Genomic DNA, 11,314 nt, shown 5'->3' with positions numbered 1-11,314 from the left:
GGCCCGGCGCCGCCCAGCGCGCCACCGCCGCCACGTTGCGCGGGCCCAGTCCGCCACGGGTCAGCATCGCCGGGACTTTGGTCGGGGAACGCAGCGGATGGACCCAGACCGTCGACCCGCGGTCCCGACGCACCGCCACCCCGGGCCCGAAGGACTGCAGCCGCAAGTCCTCGACGTCAACAGCCCGTGCCAGCTCCGGATAGGCGGGATTGAGCACCTGGAAACCGCGATCGCAGCGGAAGCCGTCGATGACGTCGGTGCGGATCCGGCCGCCGATGTCATCGGCGGCTTCCCACACCCTGACGTCACGGCCGGCCGCGGCGAGCACCGCGGCGCAACGCAGGCCGGCCAGACCCGCCCCGATCACCAGCACGTCGATATCGTCAACACTCATTGCAGCCCATGGCTTCTGGTCGTCTCCATCTGATCGCGCCCGTGTCTCGGCGGACGGCGTTGCCTACACGCTACCAACGCCCGCGGCGCCCGTGGCTGATTTGCAGTCGCTGCAACTTGCAGTTGCTGCAAACTTTGAATTCGTGCATGATCGCCGCATGGATGCCACCGGCACCGAGGACGGCAGGGCCCGCAGCAAGCGGGCGACAAGAAATGCTCTGCGCGCCGCGGTGCTCGCGCTGGCACGAGACCGCGGTCTGGCTGCCGTGACAGTCGACGAGATCGCGGCGCATGCGGGCGTGTCTACGCGCACCTTCTTCAACTATTTCGACACCAAGGAGGACGCGGCCCTGATCGACGTGATCACCCTCGATCGGGAAGACCTCCTTGCGTTCGCCGCCGAGAAAGATCGCGGCACGGCGTGGGTTGAACTCAGCGCGCTGGTCACCGCCAACGTTGACAGAGCTCACCGGGAGAATCCGAATCTGCTGCAATACCTGCAATTGCAAGCCGATGACCGTGCACTCCAAGCCCATCAGGTAGGCCGATTTTCCTCGTCTCTGCACGAGCTGACCAACGCCGCGACGCAGCGCCTCGGCCAGCGGGTCCGGAACCGGCTGACCGCCGAGTTGATGGCAGGAAGCTCGGTCACCGCGGTACGGGTGGGCCTCGAGCAGTGGGCGGCCGGAGGTGGCCGGGGACGGCCGGGGACCCATGTCGGGCGGGCGTTGGCGGTATTCGACCCGGCCTTCGGTCCGCAGTCATGAATATCGACTCGCACGCCGGTCGCTTGGCGCAGCTGGATGTCACGTCGCCACAGTTCAAAGCCGACCCGTTCCCCCACTACGCACAGATGCGGGACCACGCGCCGGTCCTGCGGGTCGCTACTCGATCGTTCGGACCGGTGTGGCTTGTCACCCGCTTCGACGACGTCGTCTCCGTTCTGGGCGATGACCGGTTCGTCAAGAACCGCGCCGCGGCGGTGCCGGCTGGTCGGCGCGGCACCGTCCGCAACCTGCCGCGATTTCTGGCCCCCTTGGACCGGGGTCTGCTCAGCCTCGACGGTGCCGACCACGACCGGTTACGCAGTCTGGTCCACCGGGCGTTCACCCCGCGCCGCGTCGAATCGATGCACGACCAGGCGCGGCACCGGGTCGACGAACTGTTGGACGCAGCGATGCGTCGCGGCGGGATGGATGTACGCGCCGACCTGGCGCTCCCGCTGGCGATCGTGCTCATCGCCAGGATCCTCGGTGTCCCCGAGGATGACACCCCGAAGTTCGCCCGGTGGTCCGCCGCCCTCATCCATGCACCGCAACGGCGGTATCCGGCCACCGCCGTCCCGTCGATCGTGCGGTTCCTGCGCTACCTGCGGCGATTGATCGACCAGCGCGCCGCCGAGCCGCGGGACGATCTGATCAGCGCGATGGTGCTGTCCCAGGAAGGTGACGACCGGTTGAGTGCCGACGAGATTCTCGCCATGGTCGTGCTGCTCCTGACAGCCGGCCACGAGACGACGGTCAACCTGATCACCTCCGGTGTGTGGAGTCTGCTGAGCCACCGCGACCAATTGACCCGCTGGCGATCAGATCCCGCACTCGGTGGCACCGGCACCGAGGAGCTGCTGCGTTACGTCGTGCCGGCCGAGACCGCGACCCAGCGGTGGGCGAGCTCGGATGTCGAGCTTGCCGGTGTCACCATCCCGCGGGGATCGCTGGTGCTCGCGGTGCTGGCCTCCGCAAACCGCGATCCGATGTATTTCACCGACCCTGAAAGCCTTGATCTCGGACGACATCCCAATCGGCATCTGTCCTTCGGCCGCGGCGCCCACTACTGCCTCGGTGCGCCCCTGGCCCGCATGGAGGCCAGGATTGCGATCACGGAGCTGCTGACGCGGTCACCCGACATCGCCCTTGCGGTCGATCCCGCCCGATTGCGCTGGCGCGGCGGCCTGGTGCTTCGGGGCCTGCACGGGCTTCCGGTCCGGCTCAGCTGATTGTCCTTTTTCGCCCGTCCCGTTCGTCTTCTTGATGTGATTCCACCAACGGGTCACCTCACCAGAAGGAGAACACCATGCCTCAGTACGCCGCGCTCACCTACACCGCCGACGTCGACTGGACCGCCCCGGAGCACGCCGCCGAGATGGCTGAATACGGCGAGTTCGGCGCAGCGCACGGCCAGTCGATCCGTGGTGGGGCCGCGCTGTATCCGACGTCGACCGCGACCACTGTCCGGGTGCGTGGCGCCCGGGGAGGCGACGTGGTCCTCAGCGACGGTCCGTACGCAGAGACCAAAGAGGCCCTCACCGGGTTCTACCTGATCGAGGCCGCCGACCTGGACGAGGCGGTGCGCATCGCCTCGGACATCCCCGCGGCCTGGGGCGGCGCCGTCGAAGTCCGGCCGGTCATCGAGTTCGGGGGGTGAGCTCAGCCGAAAGGCAAGTGGCCGAGACGATCCGGGCCGAGGGTGCGCGAATCCTGGCCACCCTGGTCCGGGTCGTCGGCGACCTCCACATCGCCGAGGACGCGGTGCAGGAAGCCGCGATACGGGCGCTGCGGCAGTGGCCGATCACGGGGATGCCCGAGTCCCCGCGGGCCTGGCTGACGGTCGCTGCCCGGCGGGCGGCCATCGACTACCTGCGCCGCGAAGGCGCCCGGACCGCAAAGGAGCGCGCCGCGATGGACCTGCTCCTCGACGAGGACCCCGGCGAACCGGTGGTCCATGACGACATGCTGCGGCTGATCTTCACCTGCGCGCATCCGGCGCTGTCACTCGACGCCCAGGTCACCCTCGCGTTGCGGGTGCTGTGCGGTCTGTCGACAACCCAGATCGCCTCGGTGCTGCTGAGCAGCGAAGCCGCGGTGGCCAAGCGGCTCACCCGTACCCGTACCAAGATCGCCCGCGCCGGCATCCCCTACGAAGTGCCGGCGGCTACTGAACTGCCACAACGTCTCTCGGCCGTCTGCGCGGTCGTCTACACCCTGTACACGAGCTCGCACAGCGCCATCGCAGGCCCACACCTCTGGGATGTGGACGGCTGTCGGGAGGCGGTCCGGCTTGCCCGGCTGGTCTGCGAACTGATGCCCGATGAGGTGACACCGATGTCCGTGCTGTCACTGCTGTTGCTGACCGAGGCCCGGCGTGACGCCCGCGCTGACCCCGGCGGCCATCCGATCGTGTTGGCCGAGCAGGATCGCGGCGAGTGGGATCCGGCGGCGATCAACGAGGGGCGTCGCCTGCTCGACGACTCGCTGCGCCGCTGCGACGGCCTCGCCGACCCGTACCAGTTGCAGGCGGCCATCGCCGCCGAGCACGCCACCGCCGCAAGCTACCGCGACACCGACTGGGCGGAGATCGTGCGGTTGTACGACCTGCTGATCGGGGTGCATCCCAGCTCAGCCGCCCTGCTCGCACGATCCGTCGCAGTCGCGGAGGCCTCGGGAACCGCCGCGGGTCTGGCCGCGCTGAAAGAGCTTGAACCGGACCATCGGTGGCACGCGGTGCGCGCCGAGTTGCTGGCCCGCGACGGACGCTTCCCGGAGGCCGTCACCGAGATGACCGCGTCATTGACCGGCCCCTGGAGCGTCAGCGACGCCGAGGCGGACCACCGCAGGCGCCTGGTCGAGCGGTGGACCCGACGAATTCCCTGATCCCGGCCCATCCGCTGTCCCGGCAGCGACGAAGAACACGCGGGCAGCTGGTTGCGCGCTGTTCGGCGCGGGTAGCCGCCATCGAAGAGAGGAGTCGTTGTGAATCGCATCGTCAAGATCGTCGGCCAGATCGGCGAGTCTGCACTGTCGATCGTGGGGATCCGCGTCGGCACCGAAGAACCGCACCATCTCACCCGCCGGTTGACCGACAGCGTGGAGATCCGCCGGTACGGGCCGCGCATCGCCGCCGAGACCACCGTCGCCGGAGAAAAGCAGACCGCGCTGTCCACCGGTTTCCGGCGTTTGGCCGGCTACATCTTCGGTGGCAATCACCACGACACGAGCATCGCGATGACGGCTCCGGTCAGCCAGCAGCCGTCCGGCGGTGAGGACATCGCGATGACGGCCCCGGTCTCGCAGCCCGGCAACGCCGAGCAGGGGTGGACAGTCCGCTTCTACATGCCCTCGAAATGGTCGATGGAGACACTTCCGTCCCCCGACGACGACGAGGTGCGGCTGGTCCCGGTGCCCGCGGAGACCGTGGCCGTGCTGCGGTTCACCGGAGACCGTGGCCCCGTGGCCGTCGCCGACCGCACCGCGGAACTGCGACAGATCTTGGCCGACAACAACATCACCTCGGCCGGTGATGCCGTTGCCTGGTTCTACGACCCGCCCTGGACCTTGCCGTTCCGGCGCCGCAACGAGATCGCCATCCCGATCCAGACCTAGACCGTCGCGCGGTCACGTCCTTCCCAATGTGGCTTGCGCAGTTCCTTTTTCAGGATCTTCCCGGTGGGGTTACGCGGCAGTTCCTCGGTGATGTCCACGCTCTTGGGGCACTTGTAGGCGGCCAGTCGCTCGCGCGCGAACGCGATCAGGTCGGCCTCGCTGGCCTCCCCCTCCACCACGACGACGGCTTTGACGACCTCACCCCACTTGTCGTCGGGGACTCCGATGACCGCCACCTCGACGACGGCATGATGTTCGGACAGCACCCGCTCGACCTCGATCGAGTAGATGTTCTCCCCACCGGAGATGATCATGTCCTTGAGTCGGTCCTCGACGAAGATGTAGCCGCCTTCGTCGACGCGGCCGACGTCGCCGGTGCGGAACCAGCCGTCATCGGTGATGGCCTCCGCGGTCGCCTCGGGCTTGTTGTGGTAGCCCTTCATCAACTGCGGTGAACGGAACCACAATTCGCCCTGCTCACCGGTGGGGACTTCTTCGAGGGTGTCGGGATCGACGACGCGGACCTCGGCATTGGGCACCAGGGTGCCCGCGCTGGTCAACCGCTCCGGGTGATCCTCGGCCCGGTGCGCCTCGGGCATCAGATGGCTGATGACCCCGCACAACTCGGTCAACCCGTAGGCCTGGATGAAGTCGGTGTTCGGCCATGCCTTCAAAGCCGAACGCAGCAGCGGCAGCGGCATCGGCGACGCACCGTAGCCGTAGGTCTTGAGCGCGCTGAACAACTTCACCGCGTCCTCGCCCGACTCCAGCACCTTGGCGAGCACCGCGGGCACCAGGAAGGTCCGGTTGGCGCCCTTGAAGATCGCTCCGGCGAGCGCGGCGCCATCGACGTCGCGGGTCATCACACTCGGCACGCCGTCGTGAATTCCGAACTGCACGTACGACGATCCGCCGACGTGGAACAGCGGCATCGACACCATGTTCTTGTCGCCCTCGTCGAACTCGAAGCCCTCATGGGCGTTCACGGTGTGGGCGATCACGTTGGTCTGGGTGAGCTCGACGCCCTTCGGACGCCCGGTGGTGCCCGAGGAGTACATGATGATCGCGACGTCGCCGGGGTCGACGTCGTCGCTGCGATCTATCGGCGTCGCCGCCGCGAGCATCGCCTCGTACTCGTCGTCACCCTCGGGCGTGACGGAGACGATGTGCTCGACGTGGACGAGCTTGTCGCGGATCTTGTCGATCGCCGGGGCGAACTCCGTCCCGACGACGAGCACCTTTGCCCCCGAGTCGTTGAGCACGTAGTCGAGTTCGTCGGCGGCCAACCGGAAGTTGATGATCGCGGTGGCTGCGCCCAGCGACGCGGCGGCGAAGGTCATCTCGACGCAGGCGGGGTGGTTCTTGTCGAGGAACGCGACCACGTCGCCGCGTTGGACGCCGCGGTCCTTCAGGGCCCCCGCGAGCCGGCGGACCCGGTCGTTCCACTGGGCCCAGGTCCAGGAGCGATCGAGGTAGTCCATCGCTTCGGCGTCAGGCGTCGTGCGTGCCCAGTGTGCGACGCGGTCATCAAGAAAACGGGGTTCGGGCAGGTCGGCCATGGTCAGAAGCGTGCCATGCCGTCGGCCACAGCTGTCCGGATTGGACCAATCCTCACAAAGTGATTCACAGCTTCATTCTTATCGTGTCTATATCAGCACGTCAAAGCACTCAATGTTCGGCACAAGTGAACGACTGTTCTTCACCGTACCAACGGAGCGAGATAGGTTCGCGCATACTCGGCCACCGCGTCATCGTCGTTGACGTCGACGACGCCGGTGTTGACCTGAACGAGCGACGCAGCCAGTCGGATATGCATCTCTGCGATCGTCATCAGCTCGACGTCGGACATCGTCGCACCGGCCGCCCGCAGGGCTTTGGCCATCGCCGTCGCCGCACTGATGAGGAACAGACGGGCCTCGGCGACCATCTCGGTCGTCGCAGTGAACTCACCGTCGAGTTGCAGGAAGCGACGCATGACCGGCTCACCCGTCAGAAGCCGGACACCCTCGCGGAATGCCGCCACCGCAGCGGCCTGCGGGCCGTCGTCGATCGCGACCGTCTGCAACCGTGCCATCGCGAACCCGAATGTCTGCCGGCCCAACTCGGTGATCAACGCCTCGCGACTCGGAAACCGACGGTAGAGCGTGCTGCGGCTGACGCCGGCCTGGCGGGCCACCACGTCCATGCTCAGCCGGCCGACCCCCACCAGCGCGACCTCCTCGGCTGCCGCCTTGAGAATCGCCGATTCCTGTTCGGTCCTGCTGTCGGTGTTACGAAGTCGTCGCATCCCGATTCAGCCTGCCGGGCAGCCAGGCGGCGGCGCAAATGACTCCAACGCGACGGAGCGGTGCAACCGCACCAGCTTCTCGTACTCGATACGGTTGCGCGCCAACGGAATCAGCAGCATTCTGTCCGGCAGCGTTCGCCATGCCAGCTGCAGCAGCATGCTGTAGAACGCGAACTCCCGGTCGTGACGCGCCTGCCACTCGAACCCGGTGAGTTCCCGCACCCCGGGATGCAGAATTCCGAACGAGCACACCTTGACCACCCGACCGGCCAGTGGGCGCAGCGCCAGCCACGTCGGCGTCAGGGCCACGCGTACCGCAGGCGGCAGCACCAGCGTCGGCAGCGGCAGGCGGGTCAGGTTCTCGGTGACACGGCGCAGGAACGGATTCGCCGCCAACTCACCGTCCACCATCGCGTCGTAGTACTCGACGGCGTCGGCGTAGGTGGCAGGGAGCTTGGCGTTCTTCCCCGGCAGCTCCAGTGCGCGGAAAGACTCCAGGAGTTGCTCGTAGGCGACCTCACGCTCGTCGTCGGTCAGAGTGACGCCGGTGCACGGAGTGAAGGAGTTCAACACCAGGAACAGACCGCTGACTGCGATCCAGTTCCACAGGCGCGGATCCAGCGCGCTGTAGCGCACGTCCGCGAAGTCGCCCTTGCCTCGGCCGTGGACATCTCGGTGAAGCGTCTTGAGTCGCTCCCCTTCTGCGGCCCGGTCGGTCGCGTCGCCCCAGATCGCCAGGAACGTCGAGAAGCCGCTCCGCACACCACGATCAGCGAAGTTCGACTCGAAGCGCCCGGTCTTGTCGACGGCCGCGGCCACCGGCACCAACGCCACCTCGTCAAAGGCGGCCGCACCGAAGAAACCGCCCAGCACACTGCCGGAGTGTTTTCGGAACTCGTTGATGACGTTCGGTCTGACTCTCGGCGAGTGTTGTCGAGCGTGATCCTCGATGACTGCGGCCATGGCGACTCCCTCGTTGACACAAAGACTAACTATTTGTCTCAACATGTCAACAAAAGTTTCTGGTCGCGGGATGTCGATTTCCGGCCTTGCCGCTCGACGGGTCAACGAGGGCACGATGGACGGGCCCCTCCCGACGAACAGGAGACATCCGATGACGCGCTACATGCTGATCCTCCGGTCGACCCCCGAGGCCGAGAAGGCGATGGAGAACGTCGACTTCAACGACGTGATCGCGGCGATGGGCCGATACAACGAGGAGCTCATCAAGGCGGGCGTGCTGCTCGCAGGCGAAGGACTGGCCGGGCCGGAAGAAGGGTTCGTCGTCAACTTCGACTCCGAGACCCCCGTGGTGACCGACGGCCCCTACACCGAGGCCAAGGAACTGTTCAACGGTTTCTGGGTGCTGGGCCTGTCCTCACTCGAAGAGGCCAAGCAGTGGGCACTGAAGTGTCCATTGGGCTTCGGAGCCCGGCTCGAGGTGCGTCGTATCACCGAGACCGAGGAGTTCCCCCAGGACAACGAGTGGGTCCAGAAGGAAATGCAGTGGAAGAAGGACGGCCTGGTGTAGGCCGATCCAGCACGCGCCGAAACGGTATTCCACGCGCGTACACGCCGAGTGACGCCCGCGCGGAATACCGTTTCGGCGGTAGTCGCTGACTGGAATTGGAACACGTTCTAGTCTGGAGCGCATGAGTGACAACCTGCTGCGCCATCCCCTGCACTCCGGCCACCTCACCGCCGGGGCACTGAAGAGGCACAAGGACCGGCCCGTGCTGTTCCTCGGGGACACCACGATGACCGGAGGCGAGCTCGCCGACCGCATCAGCCAGTACATTCAGGCCTTCGAGGCGCTGGGCGCCGGCACCGGGAGCGCATCGGGGCTGCTCTCGCTCAACCGCCCCGAGGTGTTGATGATCATCGGCGCCAGTCAGACCCGGGGCTTCCGCCGCACCGCACTACACCCTCTCGGCTCGCTGGACGATCACGCCTACGTCCTGTCAGACGCCGAGGTGACGTCGCTGATCATCGATCCGAACCCGATGTTCGTCGAGCGGGCGCTCGGCCTGCTGGAGAAGGTGCCGTCGCTCAAGCAGATTCTGACGATCGGCCCGGTGCCGTCAGAGTTGGCCGATGTCGCAGTCGACCTGAGCGCCGAGGCCGCCAAGTACCCGCCTCAACCGCTGGTCGCCGCCGATCTGGCGCCCGACAACATCGGCGGGCTGACCTACACCGGCGGCACCACCGGCAAGCCCAAGGGCGTCATGGGCACGACGCAGTCGATCACGACGATGACGACGGTGCAGTTGGCCGAATGGGAGTGGCCGGAGAACCCGCGCTTCCTGATGTGCACGCCGCTGTCGCATGCCGGCGCGGCGTTCTTCACGCCGGTGATCGTCAAGGGCGGCGAGTTGATCGTGCTGACGAAGTTCGATCCCGCCGAGGTGCTGCGCGTGATCGAGGAGCAGAAGATCACCGCGACGATGCTGGTGCCCTCGATGATCTACGCGCTGATGGACCACCCCGACTCGCACACCAGGGATCTGTCGTCGCTGGAAACGGTGTACTACGGCGCGTCGGCGATGAACCCGGTGCGGCTCAAAGAGGCGATCCGCCGGTTCGGGCCGATCTTCGCGCAGTATTACGGGCAGTCCGAGGCGCCGATGGTCATCACCTATCTGTCCAAGAAGGACCACGACGAGAAGCGGCTCACCTCGTGCGGACGGCCGACGCTGTTCGCCAGGACCGCACTGCTGGGTGAGGACGGCCAACCGGTGCCCCAGGGCGAGGTCGGCGAGATCTGCGTGTCCGGCCCGCTGCTGTCAGGCGGGTACTGGAACCTGCCCGAGGCCACCGCGGAAACGTTCAGGGACGGCTGGATGCACACCGGTGACCTGGCACGCGAGGACGAGGACGGCTTCTGGTTCATCGTCGACCGCACCAAGGACATGATCGTCACCGGCGGCTTCAACGTGTTCCCGCGTGAGGTGGAAGACGTGGTGGCCGAACATCCGTCGATCGCCCAGGTCTGTGTGATCGGCACGCCGGACGAGAAGTGGGGTGAGGCGGTGACGGCCGTGGTGGTGCTGCGGCCCGACGCCGATTCGGGTGACGCCGCAGTGGCCACGATGATCGCTCAGGTCCAGGCATCGGTGAAGGAACGCAAGGGGTCGGTGCAGGTGCCCAAGCAGGTCGTCGTCGTCGACTCGGTGCCCATCACCGCACTGGGCAAACCCGACAAGAAGGCCGTCCGCAAACAGTTCTGGGAGGGCGCGGGACGCGCCGTCGGCTAGCCCGGGCGCACCCGGAGCCGACGGTCAGGCGCCCAGGTCGGCGAGGATGCCGTCGAGCAGCGCGCCCGCCGTCGACGCCGCCCGCGCCACGTCGCCGGCGGCAATGTGGTCGAGCAGCACCCCGTGGTCGACGATCTCCACCGGCTTCTCGTGGGTCGTCGCCACGCTGGCGGTGATGGCCTCGATGAGACCCCGGTAGAGCTCTGTCAGCATCACGTTGTGCGAGCTGCGCACCACCGCGAGGTGGAACGCCGTGTCGGCGCGCGCGAACTCGTCGGTGTCGCCGGGCGCCTGGCACTGATCACGGCGGGCCAGCAGCACTCGAAGCTCGGCCACATCGGAGTCGGTGCGGTTCGCTGCCGCCAGACGCGCGCCTTCGACCTCCAACCCGCGGCGCACCTGCAGAACGTCCCGCAACTCCGCGCCGCATAGCCGTCGCAGCGCCCCGGACACCTCGCTGGTGGCACGCACATAGGTGCCGTCTCCCTGGCGGACCTCGAGGAGTCCAGCGTGCGCGAGTGCCCGGACCGCCTCACGCACGGTGTTGCGGCCCACCCCGAGCGACTCGACCAGGTCGGCCTCGTTGGGGATCCGTTTGCCGACCGGCCACTCGCCGGCGGAGACCGCACGCCGCAACTGCTCGATGACCTGGTCGACGAGGCCGGTACGCCGGGTGGTGCTCAACGGCACAGAGACATCCTTTCAACCAATCATGGGATGTATGGCACCGTAGCAGGGTGCCCACTCAGAAGCCGGTGATCGACGGGCTCACCCCCGACACCGCGGCGACCCGCGTCCCCGCAATGGCCGGGGGTGCGCTGCTCGCCGTGGCCGTCGTGCTCACCGCACTCAACCTGCGTCCGGCCGTCACCAGCGTGGCACCGCTACTCGGCGACATGCGCGCCGACTTGGGGGTATCCGCGACCTGGGCCGGCCTGCTGACCACGCTGCCCGCGCTGTGCTTCGCCGCCGCCGGACTCGCCGCGCCGTGGCTGTCGACC

12 protein-coding genes and 1 pseudogene are annotated in these 11,314 nt (G+C 67.2%); 8 read left to right on the top strand and 5 right to left on the bottom strand.

Going from position 1 to position 11,314, the window contains the following annotated elements; genetic code table 11:
• A partial coding sequence (locus WA965_RS25675) for an NAD(P)-binding protein (RefSeq protein WP_526448198.1) occupies window positions 1–394 on the bottom strand: 394 nt, incomplete at its 3' end.
• Between the two features lie 157 nt (window positions 395–551).
• Here WA965_RS25675 and WA965_RS25670 point away from each other — a divergent pair.
• The 5 genes from WA965_RS25670 (at window position 552) to WA965_RS25650 (ending at window position 4,772) form a co-directional block, all read left to right on the top strand.
• A complete protein-coding gene (locus tag WA965_RS25670; RefSeq protein WP_526303342.1) occupies window positions 552–1,160 on the top strand; it encodes a TetR/AcrR family transcriptional regulator in 609 nt (202 codons plus the stop codon).
• On the top strand, window positions 1,157–2,389 hold the full coding sequence (locus WA965_RS25665; RefSeq protein WP_526303341.1) for a cytochrome P450 family protein: 1,233 nt from the start codon (window positions 1,157–1,159) through the stop codon (window positions 2,387–2,389). Before WA965_RS25670 ends, WA965_RS25665 begins: the two co-directional genes overlap by 4 nt.
• A gap of 77 nt (window positions 2,390–2,466) precedes the next feature.
• Complete coding sequence (locus tag WA965_RS25660) at window positions 2,467–2,817, top strand: YciI family protein (protein ID WP_526303340.1); 351 nt, start codon at window positions 2,467–2,469, stop codon at window positions 2,815–2,817.
• Complete coding sequence (locus WA965_RS25655) at window positions 2,814–4,043, top strand: RNA polymerase sigma factor (RefSeq protein WP_526303339.1); 1,230 nt, start codon at window positions 2,814–2,816, stop codon at window positions 4,041–4,043. Before WA965_RS25660 ends, WA965_RS25655 begins: the two co-directional genes overlap by 4 nt.
• Window positions 4,044–4,142: 99 nt before the next feature.
• On the top strand, window positions 4,143–4,772 hold the full coding sequence (locus WA965_RS25650) for a heme-binding protein (protein WP_526303338.1): 630 nt from the start codon (window positions 4,143–4,145) through the stop codon (window positions 4,770–4,772).
• Here WA965_RS25650 and WA965_RS25645 read toward each other — a convergent pair.
• The 3 genes from WA965_RS25645 to WA965_RS25635 all read right to left on the bottom strand — a co-directional run bounded on the left by WA965_RS25645 (window position 4,769) and on the right by WA965_RS25635 (window position 8,022).
• Window positions 4,769–6,331 carry a long-chain-fatty-acid--CoA ligase gene (locus WA965_RS25645; RefSeq protein ID WP_526303337.1) on the bottom strand — a complete coding sequence of 521 codons (1,563 nt, stop codon included), beginning with the start codon at window positions 6,329–6,331 and terminating at the stop codon, window positions 4,769–4,771. The two genes, WA965_RS25650 and WA965_RS25645, sit on opposite strands and share 4 nt — an antisense overlap.
• A 140-nt stretch (window positions 6,332–6,471) precedes the next feature.
• Window positions 6,472–7,059 (bottom strand): TetR/AcrR family transcriptional regulator, encoded by a 588-nt coding sequence (locus tag WA965_RS25640; RefSeq protein ID WP_526303336.1) that lies wholly within the window; start codon window positions 7,057–7,059, stop codon window positions 6,472–6,474.
• Between the two features lie 6 nt (window positions 7,060–7,065).
• Window positions 7,066–8,022 carry an oxygenase MpaB family protein gene (locus WA965_RS25635; protein WP_526303335.1) on the bottom strand — a complete coding sequence of 319 codons (957 nt, stop codon included), beginning with the start codon at window positions 8,020–8,022 and terminating at the stop codon, window positions 7,066–7,068.
• Between the two features lie 151 nt (window positions 8,023–8,173).
• Here WA965_RS25635 and WA965_RS25630 point away from each other — a divergent pair, with 151 nt between their 5' ends.
• Together WA965_RS25630 and fadD8 are read left to right on the top strand one after the other, a co-directional pair.
• On the top strand, window positions 8,174–8,590 hold the full coding sequence (locus tag WA965_RS25630) for a YciI family protein (RefSeq protein ID WP_526303334.1): 417 nt from the start codon (window positions 8,174–8,176) through the stop codon (window positions 8,588–8,590).
• Window positions 8,591–8,711: 121 nt separating this feature from the next.
• On the top strand, window positions 8,712–10,313 hold the full coding sequence (gene fadD8 / locus WA965_RS25625; RefSeq protein WP_526303333.1) for a fatty-acid--CoA ligase FadD8: 1,602 nt from the start codon (window positions 8,712–8,714) through the stop codon (window positions 10,311–10,313).
• A 24-nt stretch (window positions 10,314–10,337) separates the two neighbouring features.
• Here fadD8 and WA965_RS25620 read toward each other — a convergent pair whose 3' ends face one another.
• On the bottom strand, window positions 10,338–11,003 hold the full coding sequence (locus tag WA965_RS25620) for a FadR/GntR family transcriptional regulator (protein ID WP_526448197.1): 666 nt from the start codon (window positions 11,001–11,003) through the stop codon (window positions 10,338–10,340).
• A gap of 113 nt (window positions 11,004–11,116) precedes the next feature.
• On the opposite strand from WA965_RS25620, the pseudogene WA965_RS25615 reads away from it, so the two are divergent.
• Window positions 11,117–11,314 (top strand): annotated as a pseudogene (locus tag WA965_RS25615) (MFS transporter); the annotation flags it as partial.

The organism is Mycobacterium sp. (assembly GCF_049683935.1).
Taxonomy (GTDB): domain Bacteria; phylum Actinomycetota; class Actinomycetes; order Mycobacteriales; family Mycobacteriaceae; genus Mycobacterium.
This window is presented reverse-complemented; position numbering and strand designations above follow the sequence as displayed.